We start from the raw sequence: 21,021 nt of genomic DNA, 5'->3' as shown, positions 1-21,021 counted from the left end.
GCAATGTCCAGATGGGTTGTACATATTGGGGCTGGACGTTGGCAATTAGCTGCGATTACGGCAACAAAAAAAAGAGGTTATCTAACTTTAGCTGTCGATGGCAATGATAAAGCTGAGGGTCTAGAGCTTGCGGATGAGGCTTTAGTTGTAGATATAACCGATGAGCAAAAAACACTAAGGGCAGTCATTAAGTTTTTTGAAAAACAAGGTATTTCTCCAAAAGGAGTTCTATGTATCGCTAGTGAAGCTGGACAATTATCTGCTGCTCTAATCCGAGACCATTATGACCTCCCTGGATTAAGCTTCGAAATGGCAAAAAAACTTACAGATAAGTCATTACAGAGAAGCTTTTGGAGTTCAGAACCTTTTTCCCCAGAATTTGTCATTATTGACTTGGAGAAGAGATTTGAAATTCCAGTGGATTTACAGTCTGAACCGGTAATCGTCAAGCCAGTGGATTCAGCTGGAAGTCGAGGGATCACTGTAATCAAGGAGCCTAACGCGCAGGCTTTGGAAAACGCTATTAAGTTTGCTACTGATTATTCTAAATCTAAAAAAGCCATTGTTGAACGTTACATTGACGGGCAAGAATACACACTCGAAAGTATTGTTGTTGATGGTCAGACTTATCCTCTAGTTATCACTGAAAAGCATAAAGTTCACGGCACAAACGGTACTGTGGCTAACAAGCTAGCTTCAGCTAACCTAAGTGACGTTATGTCAAAGAGAATTGTTGATACAGTGTCAAAAGGGCATAAGCTGTTGGAATACAGAAATGGTGTCAGTCATGCCGAGGTTATTGTTGATGAGTGCGAGCAAGTTTGGATTGTCGAGATTGCGGGGCGAGGAGCTGGTTTTGCCGTTTCAGAAAAATACATTGAGTTTTGCACGGGTTACCCTTATTTAAAAACAAGCATCGATTTTTCACTCTCCGATATCATAGATGCGCCAACAAAGTTAGAGGTTTTACCAAGTTGTATTCGTTTTTTTGAGAGCATTGAAGGCACTTTAGAAGAGTTTTATATCCCTTCGATTGAAAATGTAGAAAGTGCGAGCCTTTTTGAAAAAGGTACGGTGATGAAACAGGCTACTACTGATGCTGATCGAATGGGATATGCTATGGTGAAAGGTAAAACGCAGCTGGAATATGAAGAATTGCTCAGGAAAGTTGAGGAATCTGTAAAGGTGAAGATCAGTGTTGAATGAGATACGGTTTTTTGATTCTTTGACGCATATTAAAGAAGATGAATCTTGGTATAAAACAGATAAAGTAGCGTCCTATTCAAGGCTTAAAGGGTATTATCAGGACGGGCATGTAGAAAAAGCTATAATAGCTGCCATGCCCGATGATGATTATGATTATATTGGTAATACTGTTAAAAAAGAATTACCTTTTTGTTCGTTAGTCTTTAGTGTAAAAAAAGAGTGGCTCCAACGTTCGGATTGCGAAATCAAGCGCTTATTACTGAACTTGAAGAAGCAATACGGTGCAGTTGGTATTAAGGTTCATCCACGTTTTAGTAGCATTGACATAGAAAGCCCTCAGTTACAAAGGGTTGCTAAATTAGCGGCGTCTGTAGGTCTCATTGTCTACGTCTGTACGATTTTAAGAAAACCTGTAGGTCCTGTAAAAAATACGGTGCACTATCATATAGCTAAATTATGTGAATTGTGTCCGGGTACAAATTTCGTATTTTTGCATGGTGGATATACAGATCTCTTTGCAACGGGTGAAATCATACGTGATTACCCTAATGCAATGTTAGACTTATCATTCACTTTTATGCGTTTTAGAAAGTCCTCTCTTGCGTTAGATGTTGGTTACTTATTTGAAACCTTAGACAAAAAGTTGACAATAGGAACTGATTATCCAGAGTATTCGCCAGTTGAGTTAAAAGAAGAGGTGAAAAAATATATATTATCTCGCGATGATTTGTGCCTGACCAAAGAAAAGTTAGAAAATATCTTCTTCAATAATATTAACAACTTAGTGAATAATTATGAGTAAATGTATTTCGATAGCTGGAAGGAAAATTGGATTAAATTATCCTCCATATATTATCGCTGAACTATCAGCCAATCATAATGGCGATATTAATCGTGCTTATAAAATAATGGAAGAGGCAAAGAAAGCTGGAGCTGATGCAATAAAGCTACAAAGTTATACAGCTGATACAATAACCCTCGATTGTGATACGGACGATTTTCAAATCATTGGCGGGTTATGGGGAGGACAAACGCTCTATCAATTGTACAAAGATGCACATATGCCTTGGGATTGGCATAAATTGCTCTTTGATAAGGCCAAGGAATTAGATATTACAATCTTTAGTTCGCCTTTTGATTTTACAGCTGTTGACTTACTAGAAGAGCTTGATGCTCCTGCTTATAAAATTGCCTCGTTTGAAATTGTAGATCTACCTTTGATTCGACGTGTTGCAAAAACGGGTAAGCCAATGATTATATCTACTGGTATGGCTACTCTTGAAGAAGTTACTGCAGCAGTAAATACAGCAAGGGATAACGGTTGTAATGAAATAGTATTGTTACAATGCGTAAGTGGGTACCCTGCACCTGCAGAAGAGTATAATCTCAGGACTATACCGGACTTTTCTTCTCGCTTTGATGTTGTTGCTGGTTTATCTGATCACACATTAGATAACACTACCGCGATAGCAAGTGTTGCCGTGGGGGCATGCGTTATCGAGAAACACGTTACTCTTGATCGTAGCGGGGGAGGACCTGATGATAGCTTTTCACTTGAACCTAAAGAATTGACCGAACTTTGTAAAGCAACATCGGTGGTATGGCAGGCTTTGGGTAAAGTAAGTTACGAACGAAGTGAAGCAGAACGAGGAAATGTTAGAGCTCGCCGCTCTCTTTATGTTACGCAAGATATAAGCGCAGGTGATTTATTTACTGAAGACAACATTCGCAGTGTACGTCCGGGGTTCGGTTTAGAGCCAAAGTATTATGACGAAGTTATAGGTAAGAAGGCAAGTCAAGACTTATCCTTTGGAACTGCGTTAGCAATGAAGCATATAAAAGAATAATTACAAGCTCTCCAAGGGAGAGCTTTTATTATAAATTCATATCTAAAATACCGCTTTCTTTAAAGGTGTTATATACCCTTTTAGTTATAATTGATGTGTTTGGAGAGTTTAAATCTAACTCTGATGCTATATTGTAAATAGGCATTCCATCATAGATGAATATCGCGGTATATTGTGCTGTTGAATTTATTCCCACTAATCCAGATAGCTTTATTTTCTTGTCTATTAATTCGATTTCCAATGGATATTCACTTTCATGATAAGTAATTCCACCTAACGCAATTATTCTGTTTTTTATTTCTATGGTCTCAGTTCGATGGGGGAAGTAAATAATTTTTTTATTATAATTTTTCTTAAAAGCCTTCAATTCTGAAATGTATTCATCGATAGTTTTCATTCTCTTATGCCCTATAGCTCCTTGACCTATGAAGCCTATAGGAGAATCTTTTGAATATAAATTAGGATAGCCGTAAGAGCTTTTTAAAAATGAAAAGCTATTATTTACTATTTTGTGTCGAGCGTTTGGTATATTAAAAATTGTAAATACTTCAAGTTTTTTTGATTGTGGCAAAAGTCCAATAGGTTTACAATCTCTTAATTTTAGTAAGATGTCTTGCAGTAAACGTTTTCTTTCATAAGGGACTTTAGGTCTTATTAACGTTTCATATTCATGGAGAGTTAATGTCCCATCATCAAAATATACTTCTTTATCTATGTTTAAGTTGCGTAACAATAACTTAGTGCGCCACCCATTATATTCAGCATGGAAAAAATTATTGATTTGTTCTCTATTTGTTATTTCCCAAATTTCTTTTATAACTTTTGGTAGATTTCGAGTTCTATTCTTTCTTGGGATTTTTATTACATGTTCCCAGTCATTTTCATTAACCAATTTTTTTTGTTGACTTAGGCCAGGCTCAGAGGGTTGCTCAACAAGCAGTAGAATATTATTTTCAGTTTTATAGTGTGATCTTGCTTCGACAGCACATATGTATTGAAAAGGTGATGTTACCAAGAAAAGGTTCAAAATAATGCTCCTGATACCTAATTAATCTCGTAAAATTATACGAGATTGCTGTTTAAAAGGTTAAGAAATTTTAAATTTTATTTTTTTAAGAATGTTTCGATTTGAATACTTTTCTTAAATATAAATTTCTTAATATTGAAATAGTGTTTGCTTCTATGGCCTGTTACTTCGGTTAATCTCTCATCTATTTCAAGTAGGCTTGCTAACAGGTTATACATTACTTTCCAATCTATAGAGTAGATGCCACTATCCTTAGATTTCTTTTCAGAATAAATCTTGTTTTTTGGGACAAGAATAGTTCTTTGGTCATATGCATTTTCAAAGGTGTAAAGCTGGCTATTTGAATGCAATACCCCTTTTTTGGAAGCAAACATTAGAGGAACCATACTTCCTGCTCCAGAGTTAGCAATGTAAGCATCAGCGCTTAAGGCGTAACCAACTTTGTATTTATAGTCTTTACCAATTAAGTTTACCAATTCAACTTTGTCGTGTGAGCTTAGTTTTGTTGATATCGCATCAAAAACGGCATTGTCACGGGCAATGTCTTTTATGCTATCTGGTATTCCACCGGCAAGACTAGTCCAACCATCGACAAGCACGGTTATGGATGGATAGTGTTTGGATAGCTCTATTGCGATGTTACATAATCCATCTGTTTGTTCTAACCATGAGCGCTTTTGTGCTGTGATGCCAACCCAAAGGGTTAATGAACTTTTACTCTCAATTTTGGCCGAGTTACTTCGGATAAAATGATGCATCGAATTTGCTGATTTATCATTATAAATGCTTCCTTTCGTGCAAGGAAATAAATAGCAACCATTTTGATTCGCAGTGAGCAGCTCTTTATTACCTGGGAGTTCTCGATAAAAGCAAAGCTTATCTGTAAAGGCGTACTGATCAATATTATCTATTTCTGATAGATAGAAATAACTCACAAATTGGTCATATATATAGTGGTACGGACGCTCTTGCGAGAAGAGGAAACCGTCCACTTTAGTGTTAGCACTCTTTAAGTCAAAAAGATTATTAGTATCTTGAAGAATTTTGTGCAATTCTGATAACTCACCTGCGCCGAGTGGGTTAAATACATCTTCATCACAGATATATCCATCGACCAGGTTATAGATCTGCACTAAATACCATTGATTCTGTAAGTTCTCATCAGAGAAAAGCAGAATATTCGCTTTTCTATATCTAGAACTTTGGCGGCAATATGTAACTATGCTTTTAGTTGGGTGCATTAGTTTTAGCTCACCATTTTTAACAGTATCAACTAGAAATATAGCAGCTTGTTGTCGGTCAAAATTAAATAAGTCGTTAAAATTATACATATATTATCTAGTCACAGTATATTAGTGCAGTGAGAGGCGTCTAAGATTTTCGGTACTTATGATGTTCTGATGATAAAACTTTTTTAGTTTCATTTCCTAAGCACAGTTCAGCTAAACGAATATCATCGACAAATTTTTTGAAATTACCCGTAAGCATGTCAATTGCTACATTGTCAAAGTGAGCCCATGGAGTATTACCATACTTAACATGCTTTTCTACCATTAAGCCTCCTGCAGCGACTGAAAGTTGGCAGCACAAGGAACCAACATCGTGGCTAGAGTAGCCTGGTTTCACCTTTGGGTGTAACTTGCTCAGGTTATGATAGTGGCGAACAACAGAAACATTCGCATCTTCATTCATTGTTGGGTAAGACGATACACATTGGAGCAAGTATAAATGCCGACATGCTTTGAACTCTTCGAGGATGAAGTCTTCGTAGTTTTTATCTGTCATACCCGTTGAAAGCACCACGTCTCCTTTAAAGTCTTTTGCCACTGACTTAAGGAAGCTTGTATGTTCCGAGATTGTTGATGGTAATTTGATTAACTCTGGTTCAAATTGTTTCATAAATTCATAAGAAGGAAGATCCAAAGCAGAGGCAAACCAGTTAATGCCATACTCTTTACACCACTTATCGACCATTTTAAACCCAAAAGCATCTAACTCTAGACCGTGTCGATAGTCTCTGAATGTTGAGCCAAATGGTGACGTGTAAGGTCTTTCTAATTCCTCTTTGGAATAAAAAGTCTCGACATCTCTTTTTTGCAGCTTGATGTAATCAGCACCAGCTTCTGCTGCTGCTTTTATCATCTTCTGAAGTAATTCAAGATCGCCGAAATGGTTTGTTGTGATTTCTGCTACGATTTTTACTGCGTTAGGCCCCCTATAACTGTCCTTAGACAAGTCTTTTGGGCATACGTTGCTGACATCGGTTTCCCCTTCAATAAGAAAGTTAAACTGTTTGTCACTCATCGAGCTGAAACTTTTGTCACCCACATGGTTTACGGTTATCGACAAGTCTGATTCATGAGAGAGTATCAGTTCTAAATAAGACTTTTGATTGTTTAGCAAACTCTCTACATAATCTTGTTCACCAAATTCAATGTGGCCACCTGACTTTTTTGAAAAGCCAGTAGAAACAGAAAAATCAAACCCGAGAAGATAAACATCAAGCTTTTCACGTACGTGGTCAGCACACATATTTGCTAGCTTTAGAGCTGATATTACCGTTGCATCTTCTATGATAAATTTTGAGTCAAAGAATCGGTCTTGAAGTGGACGGACGTGTTCAGGGTTTTCGTAAACATGTTCTACTTTTACATAGTTACCTTCCGGTAATGCGCCTTCATAAGAACTAATATAGAAGTGACATTCTCCGCCTTTACTCTGTAAATAATCATTTACCCAAGCTTGGTGATATAGGCCGACATCGCCAGCTAGTGCTTTCTCTGAGTCGTTGATATTTACAATAAAAAAGTCATCTAGCTTAGTTAAGTCTATGTTATCTAAAGACGGACCTTTACCGATGATCGCTATCTTCTTTTTGCCGGTGAGAGCGAAATATCGGAGTACATCAGTAATATTTGACATATTAAGCCTCAAGTAGAATTTTGTATTTCTTTGTAGGGAATAGTATTTGCCCTTGATACGGAACACCGTCTACAAACGCTTTAACATTATGCTCAAGAGCGAGGTTTAAACCAGGTAACACATCCCAACAATTAACCCCTTTTACATTTTCAAAGCGTGCATAACTTCCCTTAACCGCACTTAGCATGTTATACATCGAGCAACCTATGATTCTGTATTCGAATCCTTCAGGAAGCTTTTCTAAATCTTGTTTGCTCAGTGATGAGGATAGCCCATGAATTCTTGAACTAAAGCGCTCTAATGGCTGGCCAGTTATAGCGATTTCTCTGAGTTCAGGTAGATAGATGCAAGATTCTTGGTGCACTCCGTTAGTGTAAATAGATATGCCTACTCCCCATTCACGAAGACCACTTACAAAATTCTCAGTACCGTCAATTGGGTCTAAAACTACAAAAGAGGCGGACTCATCCCATTCGGTATTATCGAAGGGTGCAAACTCTTCAGAAATTAGTTGGTGCTCAGGTAAGTTCTCATTGCAGTATTGAAAGACTAATTCTTGAACCAGTAGATCTCCCTTTGATACGAAACTACCATCCGCTTTTTCCATTTTAGTCGCTTTGAGCGAGGTAATTTCATCAAGGTTTTGGCTGATCAAATCAACGATTTTCTGACAAAAACTCATTAACAAGCTCCTTTGAATTTTCTACTAGGGATTTTACGATATGAAAATCAATTAGGTCATCTATGTCGAGACCACATATTTTATGGGATTCGATAGCTACAACTTTACTACCTAAGAACGCGTCCCCAAAAGAATTGTTCTTAAATCTAAACACGTCAGTACTGAATACTTTGTATGACTGTGGCATGTCTTGTCTTCTCATCATTGACTTACCTAAGTCATCAAATGATGCTTTGAGCTTGTGGTTCTCTATCTCATAAAGTCTGTTTTCTGATTCTACAACAGTTCTCACTGATGAAATGTTTGCATCATTTTTGATTAGTTTAATAGCATTCTCGATGTCTGATTTAGAGCGAAAAACAAACGTCGGGCGTAACCATACGATAAAGTCAGGTTCAGGAATGCCTTGTTGTTGAAAAGATATGCGCAAATCGTCAAGGATGTCTTGCTCCATTGCAGTATCTGCTGCAGCATGTTCGCTACGAAGAAATGGAACCTCTGCCCCATACTGTTTAGCAATTTCCGCATAACGACTAGAATCTGTACTACAAAATACGCGATCGATTTCTGCAATGCTTTTAGCAAATTCAATTGAGTATGAAATCAAAGGTTTGTTATCAATCTCTTTGATATTTTTATCGGGTAGTCCTTTTGAACCAGAACGAGCAGGGATTATCGCGTAAGTTAACACTATGATGTCCTCATCGGTAGATGTAACGTTTTAAAGTTGTAATGACTTGACTGTTTTATCGATAGAACCAATGCTATCACTCATTATTAAATAAGCCTTTTGAGTCATTAGATTTCGAGATTTTGGGTCTTCAATCAGCCGAACAATGTCTAAATTAAGGTCTGAGTGCGAGATTGTAATACACTTTTTTTGAAGCATCTTTTCTATTATTAACTGGAAGTTAAAATAGCTCGGCCCAATGATGACTGGCACACCTAAAGCTGCCGGTTCTAGAACATTATGCCCACCAACCTTATCGCCAACTAAGCTACCGCCCATAAAGCAAATGTCGGCTGCTCCGATCAAGATAAGCATCTCCCCCATGGTATCTCCAAGATAAACTTGGGTCGATGCTGTTACTTCTTCTTGGCTTGTGCGGCGAGCAGTTTCAAGGCCTTTACCTTGGCAAAGCTCAAATACATCTTCGAATCGCTCTGGATGTCTTGGAACAAGGATTAAAAGAGCATTTGGGTGAGATTCCAAGATTTTTTTGTGAGCTTCTAATACCTGCTCGTCTTCCCCTTTATGAGTGCTGGCAGCAATCCAAATGGGACGTTCTAATCCAAGAGCATCCCGTAGCACTTTGCCTTTTTCTTTTACGTCCTTGGATATTTTAATATCAAATTTTATCGAGCCAGTAACAAAAAGTTTGTTTTTCTCGATACCTAAACCTTCAAAGCGCTCAGCATCTGACTCCGTCTGGCAAAGTACCTTATCTATGCATGGATGTAGGAGGTCAAACAGTGGCTGCACTTTTGCGTAGTTCCTACACGACTTTTCAGAGAGGCGAGCGTTGACCACAATGATAGGGATTCCGGCATTATGGACAGTATTAAGCGTGTTTGGCCAAAGCTCGGTTTCGATTATCAACATTTGCTTTGGCCGTATTGCCTTTAGAAAGCCTTTCACGGCAAAACCGAAATCGATAGGCATATAGCGGTGTTCAACTAAGTCGCCCAACTTAGCAATTTGTTCCGCACCAGTGCTGGTTGTGGTGGTGACTAAAATAGGTTGGGTTGGTTTTTGCTTTTTCAATTCTTTAATGAGTGGGATAGCAGCGATGCTTTCGCCTACCGAAACCGCATGAATCCAAATGGGGCGCTCAGTTGTCTCTAGCTTTGGGGTTATACCAAAATGCTCTTTCCATCGTTGACCAAACTTGGGCTTGTTCGGTTTACTTTTGTATAAACCAAACAATAGGAAAGGGGAGGCAAGGGCAAGCAGTAATGTGTAAAAAACGCGAATTAGCATGAACTTACCGTTATCGCTTCAAGTTTTTGGATACTATCTAGCACCTGTTTTGGTGATAACTCAGTTAAACACTTAAGGTGCTTAAACTCACACTCACGCTTAAAGCATGGACGGCAGTCAATGTCGGTATGAACAATCTCTACCTTTTCCGCCAGCGGTGGTGTGTATTTTGGTGAGGTTGAACCGTAGACTGCAACAACATTACAGCCAACAGCAGCTGCCACGTGCATAAGTCCTGAGTCGTTCGCGACGACAGTGTGGCATGCTGCTAGAAGATCAACGGCTTCAATCAGGCTCGTTTGCCCTGCCAAAACATGAATCTGGTGCTGGTGTCCTTGAGGCACTAATTGCTTGATGTTGTTACAGGTTTCAAGGTCTTTTTGAGAACCAAATAGCCACACTTGCTTTCCTGCATTCGCCATAGCTGATGCAACTTCTGCGTAATGTGTCTCTGGCCATTTTTTAGCAGGGCCAAACTCTGCACCAGGGCACAGGCCAACAACAGGCGCTTCTTGATTGAGGTTAAACTTAGCAATCGCTTCAGCTTGCTCTTTTTTATCAATAAACAGGTTAGGGCGAGGTTGGGTTTCTAAACCACCCAGTGAGGATGAATCGATCATCTCCTCTTGTGGGTAAGCTAATGCAACATAGCGTTCAACCATGAATTGAAAAGACTTCATGTTTGGTCGCAAGTCATTGAGCAGACCGTAACGCATTTCACCTTTCCAACCAGTACGAAGAGGAATGTTTGCGAACCACGGGATAAGAGCAGATTTTGCAGACTTCGGTAGGATGTAGGCGTGGTCGTACTGTTTTTCTCGTAATGATTTACCGATTTCGCGACGACCAAGTAAGTTGAATTCACCATGACCAATAGGCATTTCAATGGCTTGGTGGATTTCTGGCATGCGCTCAAGGATTGGTTTACACCAACCTGGTGCAATCACATCAATTTGGCTGTCTGGATGGAGTTGCTTTAAGACAATATAAAGAGACTGCGACATCACCATATCGCCAACCCAAGAAGGGCCAATAATTAAGATTTTTTTCATTTGCTTATTTGCCAGTCAGTGTTGTATCTCGGCTTGAATAGGTTGTAATAGTTATTGCCGTCTTCTTGAGAGTGCAGAAGTTGTAGCACCCACATGTATTGTTCCGGTTTATTTGCTACAAAGTACTCAATCGCTTGGTTACAAGTGCGAGCATCTTGTTCTTCACCCTTGTCTAGCTCAAACGCTGGTAAGATTTCGATATCAAACGTACCATCTTCTGTGTTCATAGAAGCAAACATAGGTAACACTTTAGCGCGTGATAGTTTGGCAATTTTACCTAAACCAGGAAGCGTTGCTTTTCTGGTGGCAAAGAAATCGACAAAAACGCTGTGTTCAGGACCATGATCCTGATCGGGTAAGTAATAGCCAATGTAGCCATCACGGATCGATTTCAAAAATGGTTTAATACCACCAGAGCGCTCATAAACACGACCGCCATATTGCACACGTTGCTGGTGCATTAGCCAATCGCCGACTTCATTTTTTTGCTTTTTTGCCATTGCAGAGACTGGCATACCCATTGAGGCAAGTAACACTGCGGGAATATCAATTGCCCATGAGTGTGGAACCATCAAAATGACTTTCTCATCATTGTCGATGTGTTTTTGAAGGATGTCTAAACCTCGGATCTGGCAACGCTGCTGTAACCATTTAGATGAACGTAAGCTAAGTAAGCTGAAGCGGAAAAAGAACAATGCAGCGGTATAAAGCGTTTTTTCAATCAGTGCTTCGCGCTCTTCAAATGACTTCTCTGGGAAGCACAGCTCAAAGTTGACCCGAGCTCGGTGAGCCGGACCTTTGTGCGATTTAGCCAGTTTCTTTGCGATAGTTTTTGCTAGCCATTTTTGAACCGCTAAAGGTAATAAAGCAAGCGGCAAAGAAAGGACAACGCCTATCCACGTACCCCAATACTTCGGCGCTAAAAAGTGGCGCTCAAATTCAGGGTTATAAGCTTTAGGATCGAAATCATCACGTTGATTAGTCATGAAGTTTTAAGTACCTATATTTTTGGAGAGAGGCGAGTGGAGGTATGTAGAAATGATACTAGTAATAATATCAGAGTAAAGGTGGTAGAGAGTTAACTACCACCTTTGTGGGGCATTAACGGTTTTGAATCGCTAGGTATTCAGCAACACCTTCTGCTACCGTTTTGAATTCTACATCACAGCCGGCAGCACGAAGCTTAGTTAGGTCGGCTTGCGTGAATTCTTGGTAAGCGCCTTTTAGGTGCTCAGGGAACGGAATATTCTCAACCTCACCTTTACCGTGGTGTTTGATAGCTGCCTGTGCGACTTCGTTGAAAGACTCCGCGCGGCCAGTACCGCAGTTGAAGATGCCAGAAACACCATTTTCAAGGAACCAAAGGTTTACTTTGCATACATCGCCAACGTAAACGAAATCACGTTTAAAGTGACCACTACCTTCAAATAACTTAGGGTTTTCACCGGCGTTGATTTGGTTGTTTAGGTGGAAGGCTACCGATGCCATGCTGCCTTTGTGATCCTCACGTGGGCCATATACATTGAAGTAACGGAAACCAGTGATTTGAGAAAGCTGCTCGCCATGCTCCTCTGCGTCTTTCCATAGGCGACGAACGTAGTTATCGAATTGCTGTTTTGAGTAGCCGTATACATTGAGCGCGCCTTCGTATTCACGCTCTTCAACGAACGTTTCTGTCTCACCGTATGTCGCAGCTGATGATGCGTATAGGAATGGAATTTCACGATCTAAACAGTAATGAAGTAACTCTTTTGAGTACTCATAGTTGTTTAGCATCATGTACTTGCCATCCCACTCAGTCGTGGCAGAACAAGCACCTTCATGGAAGATGGCTTCGATAGGGCCGAAGTCATCACCCGCCATGATTTGGGTAAGGAAGTCATCACGATCCATGTAATCAGTGATATCAAGATCAACTAAGTTTTTAAACTTCTTGCCATTTTTTAGGTTGTCGACAACCAGAATATCGTTAATACCTGCTTCATTCAGTGCTTTAACAATGTTGCTGCCGATCATGCCAGCACCACCAGTTACGATGATCATAAGACTTCCACCATAGATTAAAATTTTCTCAGGAAGTTTAGCAGAGTTAAGCCTTTAGGTGCTAGTACTAGGGGAAGTCGTTGTCATTAGGCAAAGAAAAAGGAAGCCGAAGCTTCCTTTGTATTAGTTAGGTAATCTAATGAGTGATTAGATTACTTTTCATCTGACGTATTCGGACGTTGATACCATGGGTTACGCTCATCCGTCAGTTCAATCAAGCTGTATTTACGACCTAGCTTCTGACCGCCATCGCGAGTCAATGGCTGCCAGCTAAAGTTCGCACGGTTGTTGCTTGGTTTCACCGTCATGATGTCGAATGGAATCGAGATGTAGAAGCCTTTCGTAAAGCTACCTTCGCCGAACTCATCTGCAGACAAGTCACTAATTGATGCAAACGCACCAGCGATCACGCCACTCTTGAATTGCTTAGACACGTTCACTTGCGTACCGACATCACCCGCTAGGAACTGACCCACATCGACTTGAATCATCAAATCTTGTAGGAAATCCCATTGAGGATAGTAGTAACCAGAAACAAAGCCAGTAAAGCCTTTATCGACCACTTGGAATGGGCGGCCGTATTCAGGGATATGCTGCCACTTCTCATCGTAAACACCAAAGTAGCTTTCAGGATCACGTTGAGAAACTAAGTTAACATCAGCACCGATTGCCCAGTTTGCGCCTTTCGGTCGGTACAAGAATTCGGTACCCACACCTGCAAACATACTTTCTAGATAACCAGCGTAGAACTGTTGGTCCATGGTATCTGAGTACTCTTGGAACCAAGTTAACTGCAGGTTGGACATGGTTACCGCGTGTTCATTCTGATAAGCTCGGAACATAGTACGTACACGTGGGACGCTTGTGCCATCAGGTGGTGTTACGTAGTTAAACTTGTCGTAGTTATTGTACCAATCCCAGTACAGCGAGCCGCCGATTTCTAGATTGTCCGTTAGCCAGTAAGAAGCGTTGCCGCTCAAACCAACACTAAACAAGTAGAAGTCTTCTGGGTTACCCAAAGTCTGTGCAAGTTTTGGTGCAAAGCCCCAATCAAAACGCTCAAATCCATCGTAAGCAGGTTTGCCCTGAGGCTTGTTGCTTGATGTAGACGTCGCATCTTCAATGGTCGGGTTGATGTAGTTTACTTCAGCAACATCACGGTATTTATCTTTAGAGATAACCGTTTGGTCGCCGAGCAAACCACGGCTGCGCTCATTGATGGTAAAAGTATCAATGTTGCTTGGCATCTCGTTGTAAAGAACCGCCGCTGTTTTCTCATGCGCTTCATTGCGGTCGCGGTACTTTTTTTGTTCACCAACAACGGAGACAGTGTTGTTTTCAACATAGAGCTGCGTATTTTGGTAGCCAGCGACTTTATCAAGCTCTTCAGTGACTCGCTCCCAATCGACGTCGGACAATTGTTCAGGTTGTTTATCTTCCACTTCTGGTGTTGGTGTATCACGCCAGAAAGACGGCATTTCATTGAAGTTGGTATAAAGGCTCACGCCTGCAACCAACGTGTCGCCACGTTCATAACTCAAACGCAAATCCGCCATGTGACCTAAACGATAAAGTACACCAAAGTTCCAAGGTGTGTGGGGCGTCATGTCTATGCCACCGCGTACCACTGGGAAATCTTCACTGTAGTCATTACTGTCGTATTCAAGCTTGAAGCGTAGTGGGGCATGAAGTGTCTGATATTCCACACCACCGAATAGGGCTGCGGGACCTTTAAACCAACGTTCAAAGTCTACGCTACCGCCATTGCCTTTAAAGTCGGAAGGGCGTTCACAGAAACTATCTGACAATTTACAAGCTGGGTTACTGATATTGTCACGCGTTCCAAGGTAACCCCAGCCCATACCTAAGGTAAAATCAAAGGTACCAAGGTTAGGGTTAGAGTAGCGCTTTGTGGCAGCAACAAACTCACCATCAAACAGGCCAGTACCCGCAAAGTCACGAATACCAACAGAAAGCTCTGGTAAGTACTCAGATTCTTCTAATAAACGAACTTTAAAATCGATGCCTTTGTCGGTGTACTTGGTATCACCAGAAAAGCTTGGATCGCTACTATAGAAAAGATCGTTCACCATGGTGTAACGAATCGTTGTTTCTAGCCAAGGCATCACTTGCAGAGTCACATTGTAAAACAGATACTCGTCGCTGCCAGTGACCGCAAAGTTAAACTCACCCTCAGGCGCCATACGGCCAGTTGGCATTTGCATTAAGCCCACGCCACCAAAGTCCATCTGTGAAGGTTGCAGTGGCGGCGCCTCAAAAGGCATATCTTGAGCCCAAACCAACGCTGGACCCATTAAAGAAAGCGATAAACTGGTTCTTATCAGGTTCATATTTAATTCTTCGACGATGTTGGTTTACGTTGTGACAGCAGTTTGACGATATCTTGATCCATTGGCGACTGTTCAAAATCGTTAAATGGGATATAGACCATGGTCAAAGGTGGTAAATAATATTGTTTGGTTAACCAACTGCCATGATGAGGGGTAACCACCTCACCATTTGGATAGATTAAAATAGGTGGCTGAGCTAGTTCACCAACCTCACTGCTTTTTAGGCTATCGACCTGTTCATGCAGAGGGATACCAGCTAGATTTTTGATGGCATAAACCTTGCTCACATTGCCCACATACAACACTTTTTCGGCTCGCTGAGGCGCACTTAAGGCAAACTGACCTTTTAAAAGCGGGTTATCAAATTTGTCTAAGCGAATTTGATCAACATCGACGGCGGAAAGAACGCGAGGCGCAAACTGACTTTGCTGGATAAATTTGTAAAATGGATGACCAACGAGGTTGTATTGAATCATTTGGTTCAACACGGCGTTTTTTAACGCCAGACTCTTTTGCTGTGCCAGTTCTGAATCATCAAACAAACTAATCGCAAGAGGATATTGCAAGACAACGTTCTGCTCTTGTGCGAGTTTCAGGATGTTCTCTAAACGAGTTGGCTGTTCAAATTGTAAGGCTTTTCCAGTACCCACTAATTCAACTTGTAATGGCGGTAAATTTTGGTTCTGGGCTAAAGCAGGTACGGCGGTAATACCGACAACACCCACTAAGCTTAGTAAAGAGAGCAGTCGCTTACTCATGATTTGCTGTACCCTTTCAAAATTGTCAATTCAACTGGCACCATGTTTGGTCCCAAGTGCTGACGTGTTTTCACCACTTGTCCATTACTGTCTACCCAATAGGTGTTCTCTACGCTTTCTTCTAGGCTTGGAAAAGTGACGAGCTCAGTATAAACGTCGGTTGTTGTCGATGAAATAGGAGTGGTTATCGTCTCTTTGCCTTGACGTGATCGCTCCACCTGAGCTTGAAAGCCGTAACGGTATTGCTCAGACCAATCGTAAGATAGCGCATATTGAACAGATGATTTTGAGTAAGCAGGCACCTCACCGTAGACACCGGCTAGGTTAGTGGTTTGCAATCCAATGGTTTTAACAATATGTCCATTCTCTGTTACCACCATCGCTTTATCGGCACTGACCCATTTGAGTTGGGTTTGGCCCGTTAGTGGGTTTGATTCTGCAAAGGCGAGAACAACAAAGACTTGCTTTTGGCTGCCGATTTTTAGATAAGCGCTGGCATAAGGAACGGATTCAATTTCTTCTGGTGTCAGTTCAACATCGATGTAGTTGCCATAAGCTTCTTGAACGGTCGCCGAGACATCATTGAATTTCTGAGTACACCCAAAAGTGAGGTTTAATACAGGTAAAACAACAAGTAAGCGCATCCATTTTTGCGATAGAAAGGTATTCATTATTCCCTCGTACAAATAAAATCGCCCTGAAATAGTTCAGGGCGATTTATCTAGTTCAACTTAAACGAATTAGTTCGTAGAAGTAGAAGTAGAAGTAGAAGTAGACGTTGAAGTTGAATCGCTGTCTGACGCTGCAACTGCTACTACAGTTACTGCTGCTGCTGCACCTACTGCTACTGCAGTTGTTCCAGTTGCAGATGCTGCTGCTGTACCAGTAGTACCAGCTTCAGTCGCTGCGAATGCAGTTGATGCGCTTAGAGCCATAAGAATAGCTAGAGCTGTGTTCTTCATTATTAATCCTTGTATTTCAGATTTTAAAACATCGATGTTTGGTCTGTTTAGAACATACCATCTGTCATTTTAGTTAAAAAACAATCAGCATGTAAATAGTTTCCTATGGAATTTTACCAAGTTCTAAAGAATGCGTCTCATTGAAAAGACAATTTATTTGCAGGCGGTTTTAGCGATTTTAACTAGAGCTTACTGGTGTAATGACGGATAACTCGGCCATAAGTAACACTAATCCGTCAATATCGAAGTAAGTAGCGACTTGACATTCGAGACAAGTGCAATGTTACGTTTTGTTACACTTAGGCGACTGATGCCCAGAATGTCATTGCTCTCAAAAATAAGAATGTCCATTCTCAAACCTTAGAGTGAGCCCCCTTGCCGTTTTGCGCTAATCCATGCATAATTTGCCAGCTTTTATGCTGTGCTTTTCAAGTATGAGTTTTTGATTTTCTCGTCACAAAAGCGATGTTTGAAAAAGCACTTATATCAATAAACCGAGCAGCTCGGCAATCAGCGAACAGTGGCTAACGCGTAATGCCGCAGGGCGGTAGCGTGAAAACGCACAAGCAAACAGATTAAAGAGTTAACAGACATTCACTGCGTGCGTCATTCATGTGCAGCGGTCAGTCAATACCCAAGGAACACTTACGTGATGAACAAACGACCATGGCTAGGGGCGTTGAGTGCAATCAGCTTAGGCTTGTGCTCATTTACGGCCTCAGCAGATTTTTATGCAGGTGCGTTAGTGAGCTACTCTAATGCCGAATATCACCACTCTTCTACTTCTTCTGTAACCGAAGGCAATCCATTCCTTCTTCAAGCACAAGCAGGCTATTTCTTTAACGATTATGTCGCGTTAGAAGCACGTTACGGCACCTCAGTACAGCGCGAAAGCGGACTTGCAGTAGACAGCTTAGCAAGTGGTTTTGTTAAGTTGAACATGCCGGTTTCTGAACGTTTCGCACTTTATGGACTGGCGGGTTACTCCAGTGTCCAAATTGATCAACAGAACGTCGGTTCTAATAAAGAACAAGGCTTTAGCTTTGGTTTAGGTATGCATTACGCCTTAGATAAGCACAATGCGGTTGTTTTCGAGTTTGTTGACAATACGTCAGAAGACCAAGTTCGTTTGAATGCCCTGACACTCGGCTTTCAGCACCGATTTTAATTAAAAGACCTAGTGCCTAGTTTTAGTAACTAGGATTTTTTAACTCTCGATTTAAATAGCGAATTATCATGCTTAAAGGATATTTCTCGATTGCCGCTTGTGTATTGGCAAGTGTTTTTGCGCCATTCAGTCATGCGCAAACTCCAACCCCGGAACAAATGCAAATGTTCCAAAGCCTACCTGCTGACCAACAACAAGCACTAGCAAGTAAGTACGGCATTTCTCTCCCTTCTGGCTCTTCTTCTCAGCCGAGTAACTATCAAAATCCTCAAGTGATTGATCCTCGCCCAGAGGTGAGTAATGCCAATCAAACGGATAAAATGGATTTAGCGAAAGAAGACGAAGAGTTAAAACGCTTCGGCTTGGATCTGTTTGCGGGTTCACCAACAACATTTGCCCCAGTGAGTGATGTGCCTGTTCCTGCGGATTACACAGTCGGTGCTGGTGACGAAATTGTTATTCAGCTGTTTGGTAAAGAGAATACGACCCACCGTTTGCGAGTAAATCGTGCTGGTACTATCAACTTCCCTTCACTTGGCCCAGTTCAAGTAGCAGGCATGAGCTTTTCTGACGTTCGTGATTCACTAAACCAACGTGTAAAAGAGCAAATGATTGGTGTACGCAGTGATATTTCACTGGGTGAGATGCGCACCATGCAAGTGTTTGTGATGGGCGATGCCTACAAACCGGGTGCTTACACCGTTAGTGCGCTAACCACCATTTCTCAAGCCATTTATTACAGTGGTGGTTTTGGTGAGAGCGGTGCATTACGTAACGTGCAGTTAAAGCGCAATGGTCAGGTGATTCGCAAGCTTGATATGTATGACCTATTGCTGAAAGGCGACGCGCGCAACGATGTTCGACTGTTACCTGGCGATGTGGTCTTTATTGGTGCTGTCGGCAATACCATCACTATTGATGGTGAGGTAAACCGCCCTGCAATCTATGAAGTGAAATCAGGTGAAACCTACAAGCAAGCGATTCAAATGGCGGGAGGTTTTACTGCCAACGCTTACCGTGACCAAATTGAAGTCAAACGTTACGCAGCGAAAGGTGCTCGTGATGCATTGACTCTTAACTTCAGCCAGTCTCACGATCAACAAACCAAAGTTAAAGATGGTGACGCCGTTAATGTGCTGAAGAAAAGTGAAGAACTAACGCGTTACGTACAAATTGAAGGTGATGTTCGTCATCCGGGCTTTATCGAATGGAAGAGCGGCCTGCGTGTTGCTGATTTGTTCCAGTCGGTAGATACGTCATTTAACTCTACAGCTGACGTTAACTATGCTGTCGTTGTCCGTGAGATTAATCCACAGCGTGACATTGAGGTTTATCAAGTAAATCTTGCGAACGCGATTCTTTCTCCAAGCAGTAAAGATAACCTAAAGCTAAACTCGCGTGACCGAGTACTGGTATTTAACCGTTTCAATAATGAAGATTTAGATACCCTTGCGGATCAAGATACGGTGACGAAAGCGAAAACGCTTGAGCAAGCGCAATTTAAAGCCGAGCTGGATCAACAAAAAGAGCAAGAAGTGATGAGCTCTTCTGTTGCAATATCCTCAGCGACAGACAATATGTCTGTGGGACAATCTTCAATTGAAGAATCAGAACAACCGAAAATCATATTCCGTGGCAAAGAAATTACCAAAGAAGACTTTGATGCGCTGAAACAAAACACCCGTCGCACTTTACTTGCTCCGGTACTTTTGCAGCTCCAACAGCAATCTCGTTTAGGCTTAGCACCGCAAATCGCTGAAGTATTTGGTGAGGTCAAACACCCTGGTCGTTACCCACTCACGCCACGCATGTCAGTGTCTACACTAATCGAAGCAGCGGGTGGTCTAACGTACAATGCATTTACTATTAATGCAGAGTTGGCTCGTACTGTGATTAGCAGTAAGGACGAACGTGCTTCTATTGATGTGGAACGCATTGACTTACGCAAAGCTATTCAAGGAGGCACAGCCGATGATGCAATCCTTGTTGGCCGTGACCGCTTGAACATTCTTGAAAAGCCGAACGTTAAACTACAAAGCACCGTAACCCTACAAGGTGAAGTTCGTTTCCCTGGTACTTACACGGTGCGTCAGGGTGAGACCTTAGGCGAATTACTTGAGCGTGCTGGTGGTTTGACGGAATTTGCGCATCCTCAAGGGGCAATCTTCACGCGTGAAGCGCTTCGCCTACAAGAGCAAAAACTACTAAACCAATATGCCGCAGATATGCGCGCAGAAACCGCGAAGAAAACCTTCCGCGCAGACAGCAATATGAGCTCAGTGATTTCTGACCCAGACAAAACATTGAAGTTTGTTGAAGAAGCTAGCCGTAGCAAAGCGCTTGGTCGCATGGTTGTGCAGCTTAATCGCATCTTGAAAGATGAACGCTCAGCTGACTTTATGTTGGAAGATGGAGACTTCTTGTTCGTACCGACCTTCCGTAATACGGTTTCAATCATGGGCGAAGTTCAGGTGCCAATCACGTACTTGTTGGATAACAAGCTAGACGTTGATGACTATCTAAACAAAGCTGGTGGCGCTAAGAAGCAAGCTGATGAAGACCGCATCTTTGTCGTGCGTGCTGATGGCTCGGTTTACAAACCAACATCAGGCTACTGGTTCGGTAATAATCATGAAGAGCTAAAAGCAGGTGACACAATTGTAGTACCAATTGATACTGATTACCGTGATGCACTGAGTACATGGACCGCAGCTACACAGATCCTTTACCAAACAGGTGTAGCGATCAACGCGTTGAAGTAAGGAACGACAAGGTCATTACAATCAGCTTAAAACAAGATTAGAAGTAGAATAATAGTAAGAGCTTATGTAACGATTGAAGTTACATAAGCTCAAATTTATGAACATTATTAATCAAAACGGTAAATACTACTCTGAACACCAATAGTGGCATTATTCAGCCGTAGCCCGTCATTCCAGCGAGCCGAAGCGAGACGAGGAATCTTGTCACAGCGCGGTTGTGTTTTGAAAGCCGGAGAATAATCTATCAAATTTCACCAATC

The 21,021-nt window shown here is 41.5% G+C and carries 18 protein-coding genes; 5 read left to right on the top strand and 13 right to left on the bottom strand.

All coding sequences use genetic code 11. The features are described 5' to 3' along the window. Positions 1-3: 3 nt before the first annotated feature. Genes ITG12_RS09990 through pseI form a run of 3 tightly spaced genes read left to right on the top strand, consistent with a single transcriptional unit; the run spans position 4 to position 3,053 of the window. Entirely contained in the window at positions 4-1,206 is a 1,203-nt protein-coding gene (locus tag ITG12_RS09990; protein WP_248873026.1) for an ATP-grasp domain-containing protein, read from the top strand. Beyond that, positions 1,196-2,008, top strand: a complete 813-nt coding sequence (locus ITG12_RS09985; RefSeq protein ID WP_248873025.1) for an amidohydrolase family protein — start codon at positions 1,196-1,198, stop codon at positions 2,006-2,008. Before ITG12_RS09990 ends, ITG12_RS09985 begins: the two co-directional genes overlap by 11 nt. Next, positions 2,001-3,053 (top strand): pseudaminic acid synthase, encoded by a 1,053-nt coding sequence (gene pseI, locus ITG12_RS09980; RefSeq protein WP_248873024.1) that lies wholly within the window; start codon positions 2,001-2,003, stop codon positions 3,051-3,053. The genes ITG12_RS09985 and pseI overlap by 8 nt, the downstream gene beginning before the upstream one ends. A gap of 28 nt (positions 3,054-3,081) precedes the next feature. On the opposite strand, the gene ITG12_RS09975 is transcribed toward pseI, so the two are convergent. The 13 genes from ITG12_RS09975 to ITG12_RS09915 all read right to left on the bottom strand — a co-directional run bounded on the left by ITG12_RS09975 (position 3,082) and on the right by ITG12_RS09915 (position 16,831). Beyond that, complete coding sequence (locus tag ITG12_RS09975; RefSeq protein WP_248873023.1) at positions 3,082-4,080, bottom strand: glycosyltransferase 52 family protein; 999 nt, start codon at positions 4,078-4,080, stop codon at positions 3,082-3,084. Positions 4,081-4,157: 77 nt separating this feature from the next. Continuing rightward, positions 4,158-5,411, bottom strand: coding sequence for a hypothetical protein (locus ITG12_RS09970; RefSeq protein WP_248873022.1), 1,254 nt, complete (start codon positions 5,409-5,411; stop codon positions 4,158-4,160). Positions 5,412-5,451: 40 nt separating this feature from the next. Then, entirely contained in the window at positions 5,452-7,002 is a 1,551-nt protein-coding gene (locus tag ITG12_RS09965) for an N-acetylneuraminate synthase family protein (RefSeq protein WP_248873021.1), read from the bottom strand. Position 7,003: 1 nt separating this feature from the next. Further along, positions 7,004-7,684: an inositol monophosphatase family protein gene (locus tag ITG12_RS09960; protein ID WP_248873020.1), complete on the bottom strand. Its 681-nt coding sequence runs from the start codon at positions 7,682-7,684 to the stop codon at positions 7,004-7,006. Beyond that, the gene (locus tag ITG12_RS09955; RefSeq protein ID WP_248873019.1) at positions 7,659-8,375 is read right to left on the bottom strand and encodes an acylneuraminate cytidylyltransferase family protein; all 717 of its coding nucleotides are present in this window, start codon (positions 8,373-8,375) and stop codon (positions 7,659-7,661) included. Before ITG12_RS09955 ends, ITG12_RS09960 begins: the two co-directional genes overlap by 26 nt. A gap of 30 nt (positions 8,376-8,405) precedes the next feature. Next, positions 8,406-9,665 (bottom strand): lipid IV(A) 3-deoxy-D-manno-octulosonic acid transferase, encoded by a 1,260-nt coding sequence (gene waaA / locus ITG12_RS09950; RefSeq protein WP_248873018.1) that lies wholly within the window; start codon positions 9,663-9,665, stop codon positions 8,406-8,408. Then, on the bottom strand, positions 9,659-10,717 hold the full coding sequence (waaF, locus tag ITG12_RS09945) for a lipopolysaccharide heptosyltransferase II (RefSeq protein ID WP_248873017.1): 1,059 nt from the start codon (positions 10,715-10,717) through the stop codon (positions 9,659-9,661). Before waaF ends, waaA begins: the two co-directional genes overlap by 7 nt. Beyond that, positions 10,714-11,703, bottom strand: a complete 990-nt coding sequence (gene lpxM, locus ITG12_RS09940; RefSeq protein WP_248873016.1) for a lauroyl-Kdo(2)-lipid IV(A) myristoyltransferase — start codon at positions 11,701-11,703, stop codon at positions 10,714-10,716. Before lpxM ends, waaF begins: the two co-directional genes overlap by 4 nt. A 115-nt stretch (positions 11,704-11,818) precedes the next feature. Beyond that, positions 11,819-12,760 carry an ADP-glyceromanno-heptose 6-epimerase gene (rfaD, locus tag ITG12_RS09935; protein ID WP_039974622.1) on the bottom strand — a complete coding sequence of 314 codons (942 nt, stop codon included), beginning with the start codon at positions 12,758-12,760 and terminating at the stop codon, positions 11,819-11,821. 152 nt (positions 12,761-12,912) lie between these two features. Then, entirely contained in the window at positions 12,913-15,111 is a 2,199-nt protein-coding gene (locus ITG12_RS09930) for a YjbH domain-containing protein (protein ID WP_248873015.1), read from the bottom strand. 2 nt (positions 15,112-15,113) lie between these two features. Continuing rightward, on the bottom strand, positions 15,114-15,869 hold the full coding sequence (locus ITG12_RS09925) for a capsule biosynthesis GfcC family protein (RefSeq protein WP_248873014.1): 756 nt from the start codon (positions 15,867-15,869) through the stop codon (positions 15,114-15,116). Then, complete coding sequence (locus ITG12_RS09920) at positions 15,866-16,540, bottom strand: YjbF family lipoprotein (protein WP_248873013.1); 675 nt, start codon at positions 16,538-16,540, stop codon at positions 15,866-15,868. Before ITG12_RS09920 ends, ITG12_RS09925 begins: the two co-directional genes overlap by 4 nt. A gap of 69 nt (positions 16,541-16,609) precedes the next feature. Next, positions 16,610-16,831, bottom strand: a complete 222-nt coding sequence (locus tag ITG12_RS09915; RefSeq protein WP_021017910.1) for a hypothetical protein — start codon at positions 16,829-16,831, stop codon at positions 16,610-16,612. Between the two features lie 652 nt (positions 16,832-17,483). On the opposite strand from ITG12_RS09915, the gene ITG12_RS09910 reads away from it, so the two are divergent. Together ITG12_RS09910 and ITG12_RS09905 are read left to right on the top strand one after the other, a co-directional pair. Beyond that, positions 17,484-17,999 (top strand): porin family protein, encoded by a 516-nt coding sequence (locus ITG12_RS09910; RefSeq protein ID WP_248873958.1) that lies wholly within the window; start codon positions 17,484-17,486, stop codon positions 17,997-17,999. 68 nt (positions 18,000-18,067) lie between these two features. Further along, positions 18,068-20,761: an SLBB domain-containing protein gene (locus ITG12_RS09905; RefSeq protein WP_248873012.1), complete on the top strand. Its 2,694-nt coding sequence runs from the start codon at positions 18,068-18,070 to the stop codon at positions 20,759-20,761. The last annotated feature ends 260 nt before the right edge of the window (positions 20,762-21,021 follow it).

The sequence above is a fragment of the Vibrio sp. ED002 genome (assembly GCF_023277445.1).
GTDB lineage: Bacteria > Pseudomonadota > Gammaproteobacteria > Enterobacterales > Vibrionaceae > Vibrio > Vibrio jasicida.
The sequence above is the reverse complement of the archived record's forward strand: the minus strand, read 5'-3'. Positions and strand labels throughout refer to the sequence as shown.

Excerpts from the sequence above, each read along its gene's own strand:
- ITG12_RS09990 (WP_248873026.1), top strand. The coding sequence starts at position 4 with ATGTCCAGATGGGTTGTACATATTGGGGCTGGACGTTGGCAATTAGCT.
- pseI (WP_248873024.1), top strand. The coding sequence starts at position 2,001 with ATGAGTAAATGTATTTCGATAGCTGGAAGGAAAATTGGATTAAATTAT.
- ITG12_RS09970 (WP_248873022.1), bottom strand. The coding sequence starts at position 5,411 with ATGTATAATTTTAACGACTTATTTAATTTTGACCGACAACAAGCTGCT.
- ITG12_RS09965 (WP_248873021.1), bottom strand. The coding sequence starts at position 7,002 with ATGTCAAATATTACTGATGTACTCCGATATTTCGCTCTCACCGGCAAA.
- ITG12_RS09960 (WP_248873020.1), bottom strand. The coding sequence starts at position 7,684 with ATGAGTTTTTGTCAGAAAATCGTTGATTTGATCAGCCAAAACCTTGAT.
- waaA (WP_248873018.1), bottom strand. The coding sequence starts at position 9,665 with ATGCTAATTCGCGTTTTTTACACATTACTGCTTGCCCTTGCCTCCCCT.
- waaF (WP_248873017.1), bottom strand. The coding sequence starts at position 10,717 with ATGAAAAAAATCTTAATTATTGGCCCTTCTTGGGTTGGCGATATGGTG.
- lpxM (WP_248873016.1), bottom strand. The coding sequence starts at position 11,703 with ATGACTAATCAACGTGATGATTTCGATCCTAAAGCTTATAACCCTGAA.
- rfaD (WP_039974622.1), bottom strand. The coding sequence starts at position 12,760 with ATGATCATCGTAACTGGTGGTGCTGGCATGATCGGCAGCAACATTGTT.
- ITG12_RS09930 (WP_248873015.1), bottom strand. The coding sequence starts at position 15,111 with ATGAACCTGATAAGAACCAGTTTATCGCTTTCTTTAATGGGTCCAGCG.
- ITG12_RS09925 (WP_248873014.1), bottom strand. The coding sequence starts at position 15,869 with ATGAGTAAGCGACTGCTCTCTTTACTAAGCTTAGTGGGTGTTGTCGGT.
- ITG12_RS09920 (WP_248873013.1), bottom strand. The coding sequence starts at position 16,540 with ATGAATACCTTTCTATCGCAAAAATGGATGCGCTTACTTGTTGTTTTA.
- ITG12_RS09915 (WP_021017910.1), bottom strand. The coding sequence starts at position 16,831 with ATGAAGAACACAGCTCTAGCTATTCTTATGGCTCTAAGCGCATCAACT.
- ITG12_RS09910 (WP_248873958.1), top strand. The coding sequence starts at position 17,484 with ATGAACAAACGACCATGGCTAGGGGCGTTGAGTGCAATCAGCTTAGGC.
- ITG12_RS09905 (WP_248873012.1), top strand. The coding sequence starts at position 18,068 with ATGCTTAAAGGATATTTCTCGATTGCCGCTTGTGTATTGGCAAGTGTT.